This is a genomic window from Stenomitos frigidus ULC18, from assembly GCF_003003795.1.
Classification (GTDB): Bacteria; Cyanobacteriota; Cyanobacteriia; order Leptolyngbyales; family Leptolyngbyaceae; genus Stenomitos; species Stenomitos frigidus_A.
The window spans coordinates 1-16,128 of sequence record NZ_PVWK01000097.1 but is presented as its reverse complement, the minus strand read 5'-3'; the positions used below and the strand labels follow the sequence as shown (position 1 = coordinate 16,128).

General features: G+C 51.3%; 22 protein-coding genes. 15 read left to right on the top strand and 7 right to left on the bottom strand.

Annotated elements, in window-relative coordinates; genetic code table 11:
- The first annotated feature begins 1 nt into the window (after window position 1).
- Window positions 2-562: a hypothetical protein gene (locus C7B82_RS16880; RefSeq protein ID WP_245939955.1), complete on the top strand. Its 561-nt coding sequence runs from the start codon at window positions 2-4 to the stop codon at window positions 560-562.
- A 145-nt stretch (window positions 563-707) separates the two neighbouring features.
- Here the strand turns inward: C7B82_RS16880 and C7B82_RS16875 are convergent, their stop codons facing one another.
- Window positions 708-950 carry a hypothetical protein gene (locus C7B82_RS16875; protein WP_106257451.1) on the bottom strand — a complete coding sequence of 81 codons (243 nt, stop codon included), beginning with the start codon at window positions 948-950 and terminating at the stop codon, window positions 708-710.
- Window positions 951-1,139: 189 nt separating this feature from the next.
- Here C7B82_RS16875 and C7B82_RS16870 point away from each other — a divergent pair, with 189 nt between their 5' ends.
- Genes C7B82_RS16870 through C7B82_RS16860 form a run of 3 tightly spaced genes read left to right on the top strand, consistent with a single transcriptional unit; the run spans window position 1,140 to window position 3,518 of the window.
- Window positions 1,140-1,604, top strand: coding sequence for a protein tyrosine phosphatase family protein (locus tag C7B82_RS16870; protein WP_181357537.1), 465 nt, complete (start codon window positions 1,140-1,142; stop codon window positions 1,602-1,604).
- 39 nt (window positions 1,605-1,643) lie between these two features.
- On the top strand, window positions 1,644-2,558 hold the full coding sequence (locus C7B82_RS16865; protein ID WP_106257450.1) for a branched-chain amino acid transaminase: 915 nt from the start codon (window positions 1,644-1,646) through the stop codon (window positions 2,556-2,558).
- Between the two features lie 21 nt (window positions 2,559-2,579).
- Window positions 2,580-3,518: a metal-dependent hydrolase gene (locus C7B82_RS16860; RefSeq protein WP_245939954.1), complete on the top strand. Its 939-nt coding sequence runs from the start codon at window positions 2,580-2,582 to the stop codon at window positions 3,516-3,518.
- Between the two features lie 249 nt (window positions 3,519-3,767).
- On the opposite strand, the gene pirA is transcribed toward C7B82_RS16860, so the two are convergent.
- Entirely contained in the window at window positions 3,768-3,932 is a 165-nt protein-coding gene (gene pirA, locus C7B82_RS32430) for an arginine synthesis PII-interacting regulator PirA (protein WP_219904558.1), read from the bottom strand.
- Window positions 3,933-4,366: 434 nt separating this feature from the next.
- Between pirA and C7B82_RS16855 the strand changes: the two genes are divergently transcribed.
- The 8 genes from C7B82_RS16855 (at window position 4,367) to C7B82_RS16820 (ending at window position 11,181) form a co-directional block, all read left to right on the top strand.
- A complete protein-coding gene (locus C7B82_RS16855; RefSeq protein WP_106257449.1) occupies window positions 4,367-4,681 on the top strand; it encodes a hypothetical protein in 315 nt (104 codons plus the stop codon).
- Window positions 4,682-4,706: 25 nt separating this feature from the next.
- Window positions 4,707-5,585, top strand: a complete 879-nt coding sequence (locus C7B82_RS16850; RefSeq protein WP_106257448.1) for an SAM hydrolase/SAM-dependent halogenase family protein — start codon at window positions 4,707-4,709, stop codon at window positions 5,583-5,585.
- Window positions 5,586-5,636: 51 nt separating this feature from the next.
- Window positions 5,637-6,296 carry a DUF2301 domain-containing membrane protein gene (locus C7B82_RS16845; RefSeq protein ID WP_106257447.1) on the top strand — a complete coding sequence of 220 codons (660 nt, stop codon included), beginning with the start codon at window positions 5,637-5,639 and terminating at the stop codon, window positions 6,294-6,296.
- Window positions 6,297-6,370: 74 nt separating this feature from the next.
- A complete protein-coding gene (locus tag C7B82_RS16840; protein ID WP_106257446.1) occupies window positions 6,371-7,441 on the top strand; it encodes a SpoIID/LytB domain-containing protein in 1,071 nt (356 codons plus the stop codon).
- A gap of 261 nt (window positions 7,442-7,702) precedes the next feature.
- Window positions 7,703-8,503 carry a winged helix-turn-helix domain-containing protein gene (locus C7B82_RS16835; RefSeq protein ID WP_106257445.1) on the top strand — a complete coding sequence of 267 codons (801 nt, stop codon included), beginning with the start codon at window positions 7,703-7,705 and terminating at the stop codon, window positions 8,501-8,503.
- Window positions 8,504-8,606: 103 nt separating this feature from the next.
- On the top strand, window positions 8,607-10,001 hold the full coding sequence (locus C7B82_RS16830; protein ID WP_106257444.1) for a PAS domain-containing sensor histidine kinase: 1,395 nt from the start codon (window positions 8,607-8,609) through the stop codon (window positions 9,999-10,001).
- Window positions 10,002-10,106: 105 nt separating this feature from the next.
- Window positions 10,107-10,391, top strand: a complete 285-nt coding sequence (locus C7B82_RS16825; RefSeq protein ID WP_245939953.1) for a UPF0367 protein family — start codon at window positions 10,107-10,109, stop codon at window positions 10,389-10,391.
- A gap of 94 nt (window positions 10,392-10,485) precedes the next feature.
- Window positions 10,486-11,181 carry an energy-coupling factor ABC transporter ATP-binding protein gene (locus C7B82_RS16820; protein WP_106257442.1) on the top strand — a complete coding sequence of 232 codons (696 nt, stop codon included), beginning with the start codon at window positions 10,486-10,488 and terminating at the stop codon, window positions 11,179-11,181.
- A gap of 45 nt (window positions 11,182-11,226) precedes the next feature.
- On the opposite strand, the gene C7B82_RS16815 is transcribed toward C7B82_RS16820, so the two are convergent.
- Window positions 11,227-12,033 carry an ion transporter gene (locus tag C7B82_RS16815; protein WP_106257441.1) on the bottom strand — a complete coding sequence of 269 codons (807 nt, stop codon included), beginning with the start codon at window positions 12,031-12,033 and terminating at the stop codon, window positions 11,227-11,229.
- Between the two features lie 150 nt (window positions 12,034-12,183).
- The gene (locus tag C7B82_RS16810; RefSeq protein ID WP_106257440.1) at window positions 12,184-13,113 is read right to left on the bottom strand and encodes an alpha/beta fold hydrolase; all 930 of its coding nucleotides are present in this window, start codon (window positions 13,111-13,113) and stop codon (window positions 12,184-12,186) included.
- Between C7B82_RS16810 and C7B82_RS32425 the strand changes: the two genes are divergently transcribed.
- The 3 genes from C7B82_RS32425 (at window position 13,098) to C7B82_RS35155 (ending at window position 13,901) form a co-directional block, all read left to right on the top strand.
- On the top strand, window positions 13,098-13,274 hold the full coding sequence (locus tag C7B82_RS32425) for a hypothetical protein (protein WP_181357535.1): 177 nt from the start codon (window positions 13,098-13,100) through the stop codon (window positions 13,272-13,274). The genes C7B82_RS16810 and C7B82_RS32425 overlap by 16 nt on opposite strands.
- A complete protein-coding gene (locus C7B82_RS34320) occupies window positions 13,271-13,396 on the top strand; it encodes a hypothetical protein (protein WP_281258999.1) in 126 nt (41 codons plus the stop codon). Before C7B82_RS32425 ends, C7B82_RS34320 begins: the two co-directional genes overlap by 4 nt.
- 433 nt (window positions 13,397-13,829) lie before the next feature.
- Window positions 13,830-13,901, top strand: a complete 72-nt coding sequence (locus C7B82_RS35155; protein ID WP_339375248.1) for a hypothetical protein — start codon at window positions 13,830-13,832, stop codon at window positions 13,899-13,901.
- Window positions 13,902-14,185: 284 nt separating this feature from the next.
- Here the strand turns inward: C7B82_RS35155 and C7B82_RS35150 are convergent, their stop codons facing one another.
- The 3 genes from C7B82_RS35150 to C7B82_RS16790 all read right to left on the bottom strand — a co-directional run.
- Window positions 14,186-14,545, bottom strand: coding sequence for a hypothetical protein (locus tag C7B82_RS35150; RefSeq protein WP_245939952.1), 360 nt, complete (start codon window positions 14,543-14,545; stop codon window positions 14,186-14,188).
- Window positions 14,546-14,660: 115 nt separating this feature from the next.
- On the bottom strand, window positions 14,661-15,632 hold the full coding sequence (locus tag C7B82_RS16795) for an Npun_F2552 family protein (RefSeq protein ID WP_106257438.1): 972 nt from the start codon (window positions 15,630-15,632) through the stop codon (window positions 14,661-14,663).
- A 212-nt stretch (window positions 15,633-15,844) separates the two neighbouring features.
- Window positions 15,845-16,128, bottom strand: a 284-nt coding sequence (locus C7B82_RS16790; protein ID WP_146141178.1) for a transposase, incomplete at its 5' end; no start/stop codon positions are given.

Sequence of the window (16,128 nt, the reverse complement as noted above, 5' to 3'; positions counted from 1 at the left end):
CATGACGCGCTGGACGTGGGTGGATGAAGAGCAGTTATTAGAGCAGCTTGATTTAGTGCGGCTGAGCCTACCCGAAGCCTTTCATGAAGCGGATGCGCTCGTCCGTCAAAAAGATGAGCTTTTTCTGCAGGCTGAGCAATACGCTCAGGAAATCGTCGAAAATGCTGAACGACAGGCTGCCCAAATTTTGAATGAAATGGGGATTTTGCGCCAGGCAGAGATTGAAGCGCAGCAAATCAGGCAGCAGGCACAACAGGAGTGCGAGGCCGCAGAAGCCCAAACGATCGCTGAAATCGAACGGATGCGCCGTCAGGCTCAGCAAGAATTGGAAGAAATGCAGCGGTTAGCGATCGCAGAATGTGAAGAAATTCAGGCTGGTGCAGACGAATACGCTGATCGGGTGCTTCAAGAAATGGAGCGACAGCTCAGCGAAATGATGCGGGTGGTTCGCAATGGCCGTCAGCAACTCCAACCAGAAGCACCGCCTCGCGCTCGAGAGGCAAATACGAGTCATACAGCGACGCGATCACCAGGGGCAAAGAGCGATCGCGCCAAGAACTAAGGAGCTTTCCAAGCAAAAAGTTACCGTTGGGATAGGGGCAGGTTTTGCCAGAGTCTTGGCCTCTAACCGTTAACATTGTGCTCAAAGCTTCTCGTATGGGCCTTTTGTTTGCTAGAAATCTCCTAAGCAAACCTTTTGCCCCACTCTAGCCTGCTCGTTTCGCTTGCCAGGCTGCACCCAAGGCAGCCCCGACCCCTGCAACTAAGCCCACGCTCATGCCTTCGATCGTTCTTGTAAGCGGGCTTTTTGTGAGGCATTGAGCGGATGGTGCTGCCTCTTGCAAGCAGCTATTGCTATCGGCCCAACTTGCGGTACCGCCCAAAACGACTCCAGCTGCGCTACACGCGAGAATCAACGTTAAAACTGATCGATTCTTTTTTCTACCCATAGATGGATGCCAAACGCTTCCTGAATGATTAAGTAAACTTCAATCTAATGTACCCACCCCTCCTGGAATGTCAACAGGCTTCTCACAATCTTGATGCGAACAAAAAGCTTTTGTAAGAAGATTTAAAAACGTCTTGGTGTGTAGCGATGGAGGCCGCTTTCGGACTGCTTTAATGAACACAAATCAACTATGGCTAAAACCGCGATCGCCCAAATCTATAATTTTCTCCAGCTAGAAGATGACATTGCCACGGCAGGTCAACCCACTGAGGCGCAGTTTGCCGCTATCCAGGCGGCAGGCTACCATGTGGTGATCAATTTGGCACCACCAAGTTCGACTAATGCTCTACCCAATGAGCAGGCTTTAGTCGAAGCACAGGGGATGACGTACGTCCACATCCCAGTGCTTTGGGAAGAGCCAACATTAGCGGATGTGCAGCAGTTCTTTGGCATCCTGCAAGCCTATGCAGAGACGCCAGTTTTTATTCACTGCGCAAAAAACATGCGGGTTTCGGCGTTTATGTATCTCTATCGGCGGCTGTGTGAAGGAGTTGATGAGACGGTTGCCAAGCGAGCTTTACATGCTATGTGGGTACCCAACGATCGCTGGCAGACGTTCATTGAGCAGGTCGTGCAGTACTATCAACAGCACTAGCTTTTTCAACCACTCACGTTTCAATCACTACGCAGACTCATGGATACTTTTCTTCCGATCGCCTACGTTCATGATCAATTTATGCCCTTCACAGAGGCCAAGATTTCGATTGCGACGCATGCGTTGCACTATGGCACTGGGGCGATCGGTGGCTTACGCGGCATTCCCGACCCGCAGAACGCAAACCAAGTACTGCTCTTTCGACTGGAGCGTCATTGCCATCGTCTAAGCCAAAGCGCTCGCTTTCTGCATTACGATCTGCCCAGCAGTACGATCAAGCAGGTGATTGTCGATTTTATTCAAAAAAACCGTCCGACGCGTCCATTCTATATTCGCCCCCTCGTCTATACATCCGGACTTGGCATTGCGCCCAGGCTGCACCAGGTGGAAAAGAGTCTCCTGGTCTACGGTCTGGCAATGGACGATTATTTGTCGCCGACGGGTGTGAGTTGCCGCATTAGCTCCTGGCAGCGTCAGGCTGATAACAGCATGCCGCTACGTGGGAAGATTACGGCTGCGTATATCGCTTCTGCGCTTGCCAAAACAGAGGCGGCGGAGTCAGGGTTTGATGAAGCCATTATGCTCAACACACAGGGAAAAGTTAGCGAAGCCTCCGGGATGAATATTTTCATCGTTCGCAACGGGCAATTGATTACGCCTGGGTTTGATCAAGACATTCTGGAAGGCATTACACGAGACAGCGTCCTGACGCTTGCCAAAGCTATGGGTATTCCCACGATCGAGCGTCCAGTGGATAAATCAGAACTGTACATTGCTGACGAGGTTTTTCTGACAGGCACCGCTGCAAAGGTTGCACCCGTGAAACGTGTTGAAAACTACACCCTGCCTGCTGACCGTCCCATCACCGAACGGCTGCGCACAACGCTGATTGCCATTACCGAGAAGCGCGAACCACAGTACCAGGATTGGGTGGACACGATCGCGTTTAACTAGCGACAACGACGACCGCGTTCAGTGGTAAAGTCTCTCTGGAGCAAGGTCTGGCTGTACAACGGCAGTCATGTGATCGATGCTGCGATCGTCAACGTAAAGGATATCAACATGAATCAATGGAACTGGGTGCGGCAGCATGCGCTCAAGATGGGCCTTGCACTCGCGGCGCTTATGCTGACTGCCGTGATCTTTGGGCTGCATAGCGTTAGTAACGCTCAAGCAGGCAACACGCAGCTGTTGTGGTACGGGCAATCGGCGTTTAAGCTCACAACCCCTTCTGGTAAAGTATTACTGATTGACCCCTGGCTTGAAAATCCTCTCAACCCCAACGGCAAAGCCGATCTAGCAGCCCTGAAGCAGGTCGATTTCATCCTGGTCACGCACGGTCACTCTGATCATGTTGGCAATGCTGTAGAAATCGCCAAGAAAACAAACGCGAAGCTGGTCAGTACCTATGATTTAGGACAAGCAATGGTTGCCTTCAGCGGTTATCCCAAAAATCTAGTCCCCTTTGAGACTCAGGGCAATTTTGGTGGTGAACTCACTTTGGTCAACGGTGAAGTGAAGGTTGCGTTCATTCCAGCCGTTCACAGTTCTTCGGTTGCCTCTGATGGTAGTCCTGCTGTCTTTGCAGGCAATCCTGGCGGCTTCTTGATTAGTGTCAAAAACGGTCCTGTCATTTATCACACGGGTGACACCGACCTGTTTTCGGATATGGCGCTCATTCCTCAGTTTAGGCAAGTGAGCGTAATGCTTGCCTGCATTGGCGACCAGTTTACAATGGGTCCTCAACGGGCAGCCGAAGCGGTCAAGTTGGTTAATCCAACGACGGTCATACCAATGCATTATGGCGTCTTCAACCTACCAGGCACACCGCAGGCGTTTTCTCAAGCCTTGCGGCAGCAGGGTGTCAAAAGCCAGTTTCGCACGATGAAGGTGGGTGAAGTCCTGAAACTTTGAGGAGAGGCGTCGCGAGACTAACGCAAGCAGGTCGAGGCGATCGCCCTCGCCGCTCAAGTGATGGGTAATGGTCCTGAATGGCTCAGGACTGATGCAGAAACGATCCAGTTCCGTCAGTCCCGTCACTTAAAAAAGCCAGGATCGATTGATTTAATCGATCCTGGCTTTTCTAACCAGATCTGGTGGAGGAATGGCTTAAGCTCTGCCTTCTCTGCAGCAAATCTACCATCTAGGCTGCGATCGTATCGCTTAGCCAATGTAATTTGCTTCTGCTTCTAGCAAACGGATCAACGCTTCATCACCTTTAGCTCTGGCAGCTTCTAGGCGACGTTGCAAGTTCTTTTGCATATTGGCGCGATGCGTTTGAGATGCCTGTGCTGTACTTTCCTGACGGATTCTGTTCATGTTAGACATTAGTTCAAAAGGAAATGTGATACTGGACGTCGGAATCAATTCTAACACTTACAAGGTGAAACTGTAGTTTACGATACGGAATTTAACTTTTTGCGACTTAGGCAAGTGCGATCGCATTTTTCAACATTAGTGATTCATCGCTTTTATTGGTTTAAAGTCTACATTTCATAACATTTGGTAGCTCACTTTTTAGCGTCAGCCTAAAAAAATGAGAAGGTCTTTGCACAGCGTCCGGAAGGGCACCATCTATGCGTGAAATCGAACTACTGATAGAGGTAAAACAGCGCCAATAGGGGCATTGTTGAAGTAAGGTTTTTGTCACAATTGTTGTCGGCGCAACCCGGTGCATCGAGCGATCGTTAAAAAAGTGTTTGATAAACCATGAATGGTAGCGAACGATGAAAAATACTCATCCGACCGTTCGAAACGTTGACATGTCTGCTGCGATTACGGCCCAACCCATCAATATTTATCTGGGATGGGAAATCTTTCTGAGTCGTGTTTTTAGAGAGCGAACTGATAAAGGCTTGTGGCTTCATTGGTCGCATCCAATTGACCAGAAGCGTGAGGGTGCCCTCCGCTATGGTTACTTCCTTGGCTCCGAGCAAACTATGGAAGAAGCGCTAAATGCTGTCTACCAATCGATTGAGGCGATTATTGAACTAGAATCGATGGAGCAGGTGCGGTCTTTTGAGCAGCCCAGCGATCGCGCAGAGCCTGTGTGGCAAGTCCTGTCAGTCAACGCGTAAGGTAGCACATGGCGCAAGGCAAGGTATGGAGCAGCGCGGTCTTCTCACACTCCTCAGCGATTTTGGCTTGAGCGATGGCTACGTTGGCATCATGAAAGGGGCCATCGCGCGGGTCAACGCAACTCTAACCGTCATCGATTTGACCCATCAGATTCCCCCACAGAATATTGCTCTAGCGAGTTTTACTCTGATGACTGCCTATGCTTACTTTCCGCCAGGCACGGTGCATGTTGCCGTGGTTGATCCGGGGGTGGGCAGTACTCGACGAGCGATCGCCGTTGCTGTCGGTGAGGATGCGGCTCATCCCACTGCCTACTTGGTTGGTCCCGATAATGGACTCTTCAGTGGTGTCCTTGCGGCTCACACCGTCATAACAGCTATTGCACTGACTCAGCCGCAGTACTGGTGCACACCAAAGCCGAGTGCCACCTTTCACGGACGCGATATTTTTGCACCAGTGGGGGCTCATCTTGCTAGCGGCGTACCGCTCAATCAACTCGGTCAGCGCGTTGCACCCGAAACGCTCGTTACCCTTGATCTTCCCCCGTGCTACCTGTATGAAGAACCCGTTGAGTTGCCTCAAGCTGATGCTGTGCTCAAACAAGACACGGCAGCGATCGCCCCTCACGGTTACAAAATCGAAGGCTATGTTCAAGCGATCGACCACTTTGGCAATTTAATTACTAATATTCCAGGTGTGCAGGTGTTTGGTAACCAGTGGTCAGTATTGATCGACCACACAACGCTTCCGGGCAAGGAGACCTACAGTGATAGCCAACCTGGAGACTTGCTGGCGCTCGTTGGCAGCCACGGATGGATTGAAATTGCCGTTAATGGCAGTAGCGCTCAGGCTAGACTCAATTTAGGTTGGAGTGATTCGGTTTGTGTAGTAGTCAGTGGTTAGTGGTCGGTTATTTATAGTTAGAGCACACTCAAAACTCGTCACATTTTAGCGATGACACAACTAGAGACAGAGATTTACCAAGGGCAGTTTGGAGAGTTCACAATTACCCCGGACGACCTCCGAGGCGTTGTCATTTATCGTGCTGGTTTGATGACTGCTGCACTGTGTTTTGCGATCGGGGTCGTGCTAGTACTCTGGCAACCGGAGAATCCCGCGATCTTGCCCTGGCTGACGCTGCTGTATACGGGGTTCTGTTTAGCGCTGGGCGTCAGTTTGCTGATGATTCATATCTATATGGTTGCGCTACATCGGGCGTTACAAACGTTTTGGGCTATTGGCGCAATCGCAGCGTTTGCGATCGGCCATTTCCACCCCGAACCCTTTGCGCTCACCGTTTACAACCAACCGCTGAACATTTTAGGCATTGGGTTTACCTTCGCAGCGTTGACTGGTATTTTCTTCAAAGAAGGGGTTTGCTTCAATCGTTTAGAAACAAAACTGCTCACACCCTTGGTGCCGCTATTGTTGTTAGGGCACATGTTCGGTTTACTGCCGTTAGGCCTAGAGCAGGGTTTACTTGCTCTCTGGGCGGCACTATTCCTGGTTTTTGCAGTACGTAAAGCCATTCAGCCCTTGCCACCCGATATCGGCGATAAGAGTGTGTTTGTGTATCTGGAGCAGCAACGGTCGGCCAAAACAGAGGCGTCGTAATGGTGTGCTGGACGATGTCGTCTCTTGTGACGAAGGTGTTATGACGGTGTGGAAGGAGAAGGGAGCGATCGCGCATGAAGCCTAACGATCAGCCCAAAACAACGCGACTGCGATGGATGAAGCCTGTTTTCTGGGTTTCGATCCCGCTCATAGGAGTGCTCTCACTGTTGGGCATTGCCTTAAGTCGGCAGCAGGCACAGCTCTCTAGTCAAGCGCCAAGTCCATCTCTCACGGCGTCTCCCCTACAGACGATCGCACCGTCCCCATTGGTAACGCCCAGTCAACCATCACAGACAACGAAAAAGCCGACTCCTAAGCCGTCCCTTAAACCGGTTGACCCCACTGCCTTAACCGAACAACAAAAAGCCATTAATCGACAATCGAAAGCAGCTTTCGGAGCGCTGGGATCGTCGGTCGATGCGTTGATTGAAATGCATGTGGCGATCGCAGAAGGACAGCCCGTTGTGAGCGTTGGTGCACCAACGGGTGCCCTTTTGCTCGATCAAAAAGGGCAAAAACTGCATCAACTGCCGCCTGGTAGCGTTTATAGCGCTCAGCCTGATGGATCAGGCATGCGCTTCGGTGAATGGCAATTACCAGAAGTCGTTTGGTTAGAAATCCCACCTGGTAGAGTATTTCAATTGGGCAACCGCACCTACCGTGGCCGTCTCCTGTTGGTGGTGAACAACGGCAAGCTTTGGGCGGTCAACTACATTAATATGAGACAGTACCTTTACAGCGTCGTTGCCAGTGAAGTGTCCCCCAGTTGGAAAATGGAAGCCTTGAAGGCTCAAGCTGTTGCAGCCCGCTCCTACGCACTGACCTACTACTTCAAGCCTGTCAGCCCTTTGTTTCATATGGGCGCGACGGAGTATTACCAGGTCTACAGCGGGATTCAGCGCGAAGCGGCCACGACGAGCGAGGCAGTTGATGCGACCGCAGGCGAGTTTGTCAGCTACCGTGGTGGCATTGTTGAATCATTATATGCGGCCTCTGATGACATTGTGGCTGAGGCGTTTCAAGGGAAGGGCATGAGCCAGCTAGGTGCTCTAGCTTTAGCCGAGCAAGGCTACTCCTATAAGCAAATTTTGAGTAACTACTATCCAAAGACTGGCGTGGCGCGGATTGAAGAGGATAAAGATTAAGGAGAAGTGGGGCGTAAGGAATCAGGAGTAAGAGCGAATATGAGTGAGTCCTAACTTTTACTCCTTGGCTTCGTTGAATCACCTATAGCTAACAACAACCAACCAACAACACGTTTAGCCTCATTCTTCCCAAAAGTGGCATTGCTTTCAGCTCTTACATACTACAGATTCTGTTAGCAGTATCAATGCTTACAATCCTCCTACAAGTGGTAGAATCACTCTGAATTGACAGACGGTACCTGGAGTCACAGGAAAAGCATTATGCCACTTACGCTATCGCCAGAGAAAAAAAAGCATCAGCCTACTATTAAGCTGGGGCGGGTTCTGGTCGTTGAAGATGAAGGGTTGATCTCAGAGACTATTGCGCTAGCGTTAACGGATGAAGGCTATGACGTAATTCGGGCGGAAGATGGTCGTATGGCACTGGATGTCATTCACCAGCTGAAGGAGCAGGAGTCGAGCGGAAAATTGGGGATGACCTTGGCGTTGCCACATCAACTGCGCGGTCGATCGCTTGACCTGATTATCCTGGACTTGATGCTGCCTTACATCAATGGGCTTGACCTCTGTCGGTTGATTCGGCGGGAGGGCATTAGTGTCCCTATTTTGATGTTGAGTGCTAAAGGTAGTGAGACCGATCGCGTCGTGGGCTTAGAAGTTGGCGCAGACGATTACCTCACCAAGCCGTTTGGTATTCGTGAGCTCGTGGCTCGCTGTCGTGCTTTGTTGCGCCGCCATAATCAGTTTCAAGTCCAGCCAGAGCAACCATCCTTAAAGTTCCAGGATATTGCTCTTTACCCTCAGGAATGCCGGATTACAGTGCGCGGTGAGGCAGTCAATTTCTCACCAAAAGAGTTCAAGATTTTAGAGCTGTTCATGAGCTACCCCCGGCGGGTTTGGTCGCGAGAGCAGTTATTAGAGCGTATTTGGGGCCCAGACTTCATTGGTGACAGCAAGACAGTGGATGTGCATATTCGCTGGTTGCGTGAGAAGCTTGAAGTTGACCCCAGTAGCCCAACCTATCTCGTCACCGTGCGTGGGTTTGGTTATCGTTTCGGCTAAAGCGTTATGAGTCGTCAGCAACAAGTCTAGAATAGCGATATATCCTAGCGGTGTTCGGTTATGGCTACGCTATCTGAATCTGGCGGAGGACTGAACGCTAAACGTGACATTTTTGTGGTTTCTTTTCGGGCTCGCGATCGGGTTGGCTTTTCTGGGTTGGTATCACCTCCATCTCACGCGCAAGCTTAAACGTCTCATTTATTCGCTTCAGCCAGATGTGTTGCGCTGGCCGTTGTCTTCGACCTCTCGTCTAATGCGGGCGATCGCGGCTCACGTCACCAGTCATGAAGCTTTAACCACTGATCTTGAGACCTGGCGGCAACTTTGTCATGCTGCTCCGATCGGGGTGCTGCAAGTGGACGACGAAAACCAACTGCTCTGGTGTAACGATCAAGCGGGTCAATTGCTCAGTATTCAGCCACCCCATTTGGCTAATCGTCGCCTGTTGCTAGAGCTAGTGCGATCCTACGAACTAGATCAACTGATTGAACAGACTCGGATACTCCAAAAGTCTTGTCAGAGCAATTGGACGTTTCATCCTGTTTGTGCCGATCCATCGCAGCTATCGCGCCAGTTGTCTCGCCCACTCCGTGCACACAGCATTCTGCTGGGAGATGGTTGCGTAGGCGTGTTTTTAGAAAGCCGTCAAGAAACCGTTTTGCTAGCACAGCAGCGCGATCGCTGGATCTCTGACGTCGCCCATGAACTGAAAACGCCCTTAACGTCGGTTCGTCTGGTTGCTGAAACGCTGCAAATGCGATTGGAACCACCGCTGCGCGACTGGATCGATCGGCTCTTGAATGAAACGATTCGCTTGAGCAGTTTAGTGCAAGACCTTTTAGACTTAAGCCAGTTAGAAGCCAACCCCAACCCCAACTTAAAGCTGAAAACGGTTGATGTGACGAAGCTCATTCAATCTGCCTGGTTTAGCCTGGAGCTGCTGGCGCGTAAAAAGCAGCTTCAACTTGATTATGTCGGCCCCGATCGCCTACTCATGCAGCTTGATGAGTCGCGGATGCATCGCGTCCTGCTTAATTTGTTCGACAACGCCATTAAATACAGCCCTTCTCAGCAAGCAGTGCGCGTGCGTGTCAGTCTTGTCACCGACAATAGCCAAACCCAGGAGCAGCTAGTACAAGTAGAGATTATTGATGCGGGGCCAGGTTTTCCGACCGATGCCTTGCCTTACGTGTTCGATCGCTTCTACCGTGCCGATCCATCGCGTAGCCGTAGCAATGCCAGCCTGGAAGTATCACGAGTTTACTCGGCTGGTAAAAGTAATCTGGCAGTCAGTAATACCTTTGCTGATGACACTCAAGCGGCCAGTGAAACGCCAGCAGTGCCAACCAGTAGCGGCAGTGGGCTGGGTTTGGCGATCGTCCGCCAAATTGTCGAAGCCCATCAGGGCTGGGTGCAGGCAAACAACCATCCGGAAACGCAAGGCGGTTGGCTGCAGGTTTTTCTACCGTGGCAGTCTGTGGATGACACAGCTACTTGACTGAACGATCCGCTTAAACGCCTTCAGCAACTTCAATCCAGCGATCGCGCCACAATCACTCAACCAAGAGCGCTGCGATTTGCGATACTAGAGCTTGGTTCTGTGATGCACGCAAACATGTTTATTATCGATATTACGCTCAAGAATACGCCCCTTTCCCTGTCTGTACAGCGCAAGTCCGAAGAAGATGCTGAAGCGACCTATCAAAAAATCTTGCAGGTGCTTCGTTCTGGTAGCAACGAACTGCTAGAGCTGTCGTGTGAGAAGCAGCCTGGGAAAAAAATTGGTATCCTTGGCACCGAAATTTCGGCTGTGCAAATTTCTGACAAGTCTGGCACAGCAGCGGCGTCTGGTCGTCCCCCTGGTTTCTTTTCAGTAAGTACTGGTTGAGTGACCGTGCTTCAGCAGCGCAATCTGTTCAACTGTGTTCTGATGAGCAGGGTAAACCCAGCAGCGTGACCATCGCTGCAACAGTCAATGATCTTTGGAGGATAGCAACATCGAACCCGCGATCGTCCCGCCTGCTATTCAAGTGCAAGACTTATGCTTTCGCTGGTACAAAGGCGAAACGGTTCTGGACTCGTGTAGCCTGGAGGTGCCTCAAGGTGAATTTTGGATGCTTTTGGGCACCAATGGCAGCGGCAAGTCAACGCTGTTGAAACTGCTGGCGAACCTTTTGCATCCTCAAGCAGGTTCCATTCAGATCAGTCCACACGTTGGCTTTGTCTTCCAAAATCCGGATCATCAGCTCGTGATGCCTACGGTCGGTGCCGATGTTGCCTTTGGGTTGGTCGCAGAAAAGCTGACGTACGCTCAAGTCCGACGACGGGTAGAAGAAGCGCTGGACGCAGTGAATCTGCTGCCGTTGATCCGGCGACCCATCTACGCCCTCAGTGGAGGCCAAAAACAGCGAGTGGCGATCGCGGGTGCGATCGCCCGTCACTGCGACATCTTACTGCTAGACGAACCGACTGCACTCCTCGATCCCGACAGTCAGCTTGAGTTGGTTGCACAGGTGCAGCGCCTGGTCAAAAGTCGTGGCTTAACCGCTCTTTGGGTGACGCATCGCCTCAATGAACTGGACTATTGCGACGGCGCTTTTTTATTAGAACAGGGCAAAGTGGTCGATCGAGGTGATCCACAACGGCTGAAGGAACGCCTGATGCAGCTGCCAGTTTAGCCATCGTAGGGTCGTACGATCGCCCTATTCGAGCAGTAAAGTGTCTTAGCGCTCCAACGTATCAACCGGAAGCGCGATCGCTTCCAGCTTGGTGCCGCAGTGTTTACAGAATTGGGCATCGGCATCGTGTAGCGCCATTTGGCAAGTCGTACAGCTTGTTTGTACCTGATTAGCCGTTTTCACCAACTGTTTCACTAAATCTCCTAATTGCCAGGGAATGAGCGCGATACCCGTCAGAATCATGAGCACGGTTAACAGACGACCCGCTTCCGATCGAGGCGTCACATCACCGAAGCCAACTGTTGTCATGGTGGCCACAGAGAAGTAAACAGCATCAAGAAAGGTGCCAAACGCCTGGGGGTTGGTAGGATGTTCGACCTGATAAATCAGCCCAGAATAGACAAAAACAATAATAAATAGCGTCAATAAAATACGAGTGAAAATCGCGCTGTCCTGCGTTGTCACGTAGCCAAAAATCGTTTTGCCTTCAATAAATCGAATCAGGCGCAGGATTCTAAACCAGCGAAAAACGCGCATAAAACTAAGATTCAGAATGCCAATCAAGAATGGCAAAATAGCAAGCAAATCAATTAAGGAAAAGAGATTAAAGACAAAGCGAACTTTATTTTCAGCACACCATAGACGCAGCAAATACTCAATCGCGAAAATGATGAGAATACCCTTGTCGATCGCCTCCAATGGGGGCCTTATACCATCCGAAAGCGGATACGTCTGCGCTACAAAAATGGCTGACGATAGTAGGACTAAACCGGTAAGACCTAAATTGACTGCCTTGCCGATCGGCGTTTCAATATCTTCCAGATAGAAGCTAATTGTTTTTTGTAACGTCATAGAATCAATTAATCGTTGCTTTTAATCAAGCGGTTAATCGTAGAGGCTGTCTTATAGATAAGGCTTGTATCCCAAACCTGTAAGGGCGAAGCATGCGAACAACAATTTTTCGCGAGTTTGAGCGCTGACTGACCGAATGCTTCGCCCCTACTAAGCGTTGTGTGATGGTGCCCCAATCCACGTCTGCAAAAGCGAATTTACTAATGCTGGTGCTTCATCTTGAGGGCAGTGACCAACGCCTTCGAGGGGAATAAACTGCTGCACCTGAGGGTAATCAGCGAACGCTTTGCCAAGAGCGATCGGCTCCCACGGATCAGCATCACCCCATAAGATCATGGCAGGGCACGGCAATTGCTCCAGCAAATCTTCCGGTAGTGGGCCTTGCGAGTAGCCCGTGAAGGCAATAAACACAGCCGCTGCACCCACATCTGTAGCAGGAGCCATAAGCAGGTTTACCAGTTCATCGGTCACAGCCGTCTGGTCGCGATAGGCTTTCAGCAGAATCTTTCGCACCGTCGCTGGTTTCGCCAGTTGGTTGAAAAACGTCTGTCCTAACCACACATTTTTGAGCAGTCGCTGCAACAGTGGTGTACCCAGGCGCTTAAACCACGGCTGCGTGGCGCGACGCCGATCGTGCAGCAGGCGGAGCGAACAATTGATCAAAGCAACCGATCGCCCAATCTCTGGATGATCCACAACTGCTTGCATCACTGCAATGCAGCCCACCGAGTTGCCGACGAGAAAGGCGGGCTCTCGTACCACCTCCTGACAAAAATCTGCGATTTGCTGCCCCCACGTTTCAAAGGTGTACTCGACTTGCTCACCCGGTTGCAGCGGCCCCGGTGTAGGCTTAGCCGAACCACCAAACCCAATCAAATCCAGAGCATACACGCGACAGCTTTCTGCTAGCACAGGGATGTTTTTGCGCCAGTGCCCCAGCGAAGCCCCAAAGCCGTGTACCAGCACAACCGCTGGCCCTTGCGTACCTTGAGTCTGGTAAGTAATGGGAAACCCCTGCCACAGCCAGGTTTGCGTTGCTGTTGTGGCGCTGGCGGAGGGAAGCGATGAAGAAACAGACATGGGATGCGATGGCTAGTTTGCTTACTACTATTCTGGCAAACTTTGCTTTACAAAATTTGATGATCTTGCGAACGGCACACCGTTGCTTGCAGGCACAGCGGCTGTCGGCCACTGAAGCCTTTCAGTCTGCTGTGGTTGACTGCTCTATAGAACCCATTTGAGATCTCAGGAAGGGGCTGCAAGCCGCTTCAGCATTAACCTGACAAAGCAGAGTTTAACGATCGCCCGCGAACTGAACGATCGCATGAGCGAAGGCATTGGCAGGGTGAGTCCATCACGCTAGGCAATCTGGGGTTAATCTACGACACGTTGGGCGACTCTAGCAAAGCCCTAACCTACAGCAGTTTTCAGATCAGTAAGCCACAGTCTTGTGAAGTGGGGTGTGGGGTATGGGGTGTGGTTAATCCAAATGAAAATGGCTGTATCAGCAAAAAAGGTTGACTCTGACACACGCCATGAAGGATCGTGAGGGCAAGGCGTACGCCTGACTTAACCTGGGTAAGGTGTATGCGGCACAACGAAAGCTGAAGCCAGCGATCGCCTCCTACGAACAAAGTCTCAGCATTGCCAGAGCGATTCGCGATCGGTCATTCTGGCTGGCGTACCGAGCGTGATTGTCACCCTCTGGAGCATTCCCGATGCGCCGACCGCCTCCTTAATGACGGATTTTTACCGCACCGCTGCAATCCGGCACGGCCCAGGCGTTACGACAGGCAATGCTGACGACCCTCCAACAAGATCCCAACCCCATTGACTGGGCTGCTTTCACCCTTGTTGGAGAACCTTGAGCACTGGTCAAAAATAATGGCGAACGGTGGGATGAGCGATCGGCTTTTCTCTGACCATGTGATGCAGGGTTAACGCTAACGCCATAACTGACGGCTACCGCTCCGAACAGGGGTCTGCTCGTGGGTTCGCAACCCGTTCAGACGGCTCTTTTGAATGAAAAGGTGACGCGATCGCGGCAAAGGCAACGGTTGTCCACAAAGCAGCGATTGCTGGGAAAACAGCGAGCGAACGTCTTTTGGCAAAAACGCAATCGGTACTCGGTAGGCTGGACTACTTACATGAGCTACTTAAAAATCATTGTGCGGCTATTTGCCAGATCGCGAATCAGCGGCACCCGCGAGGCGATGTAGTGACTGAACGCCGTGGTTTCATCGTGGTCGAGCAATTGCTGGGCTTTGAGTTGCTTGAGCAACCATTGCACCAAACCGTTGTCGTCCAAATTGAGCAGCGTTTGAGACTGGCTTGTTTCCACAATGAACCAAAGTTGACGCAGCGTTGATGGGGACATACAACTCTTCTTCCAAAGATGGGGTAGGAGTGAGCCATCCAGAATCACTTCTGGACTGCTTCCTTCTACGCTCACAATAGCGAACCGACCGGAACTGGCAACGGGATTACATAAGACAACACAAGAGTTACACATCGCTTCATCATCCGATGCATAACTTGACGTCTTACTCATTTAAGCGGTGGCTCATTTAAGCGGTGGCTCATTTAAGCGGTGGCTCATTTAAGCGGTGGCTCATTTAAGCGGTGGCTCAGCGGCCTACATAAGCCTGCATCGGTTCTTTGATGAATCGGATGTAAAGATGCCGAAACGTCGATTTGAGAACACGAGGCATACCGAAGTCGATCGGTATGAGGTGTTCAGGCAGTTTCCAATCCGCGACTCGTAGCGCGTGAGGATGCAGCAAGGGAAAGTGGATGGCTTCTAGCGTTGAACAAAGCCCCAACCGTTGAGAAGCCGCTACCGTAGGCACCGTCGCTGGATCAACGTTGAGAATATCGACGATCGCGCGATCGAGCGCAAAGACATTGTTTGAGGCTGCCAGCAGATTAAGACGACGTGGCTCACCGCCGCTGGGCCCATTTCCTTCGTGACCAATAATACCATCCAGGATTGTCAGATCGGGGTCGATCGCCCGTGCGGTTTCTGCCAGCATTTCACCAAAGCGGTTGCAGTCTTTACCGGCTTCCATGTGCCACCAGGCTTTCATCTTGCCAGGAACGCAGCCAAACAGATTTTTGACCCCCATCGTCAAGGTGAGCTGCATATGCGATTTGACCTTCGGCAAGTTGATCACCACATCGGCCTCGATCGCCTCTTTACTGAGCAAGAGATGGTTGAAAGCAGCGCTGACCGTTTCGTAACGTTTGCCATGAAACTCGACGATCGGTAAATTGAGCGCCTCGGTCAGCGGTAAATAGCCGTTCGCTTTGGCAACACCCTTCGCACTCCCAAACGCGGGGCCATCGCCTAAAAACGGCTTGCCACCCACTTCCTGCACCATTTGCGCCACACAGTAAACCATTTCTGGACGGGTGACGCACTCTTTACCGGGACGCCCACCCGTCAACAAGTTTGGCTTGAGCAAGACACGATCGCCCGGTTTCACAAACGCTGCCATGCCGCCCAAGGGTTCCAGTAAGGCGTCTAGCGCTTGACGAAGCTGGGTGCGATCGTACGATTGAGCCCGAAGCAAACTAACCGATGGCTGCACAGTTTTCATATGTCTCTTAGGAGCGTGGATTAAATAACATCGGTCATCCTCACGGTAAGGGCTTAGCCTTCGGCAGGGTTGCCTTCGGCTACGGTAAGCGCTTTTACCCGAATGCCAAGCCCCTACAAAATTGTCGGCTTTATTAAATTCTCATTCCTTAATATCGTAATTGTCTTAGAGAAGGCAGAGGGCAGAAGCGATTATCTTAAATGTCAAGTTCATCAGGCAGGTTGAGCAGCAGGTTTCACGGTCAGTTGCTGTGGCGGTTGCCAGTCTGTGCCGTGTTTTAGCATGGCATTGAGAATGATGAGTAGTTTGTGCATACAGGCTACCAACGCCACCTTGGTGGGTTTGCCGCGCTGGAGCAATTGGGCATAGAAGTCTCGCAGCACGGGATTATGGCGCACGGCAACCAGCGTCGCCATGTAAACCATCTGGCGCACAGCCGCACGACCGCCGTAGATAATACGCTTGCCCTGCATCTGGCCACTGTCGCGATTGAGTG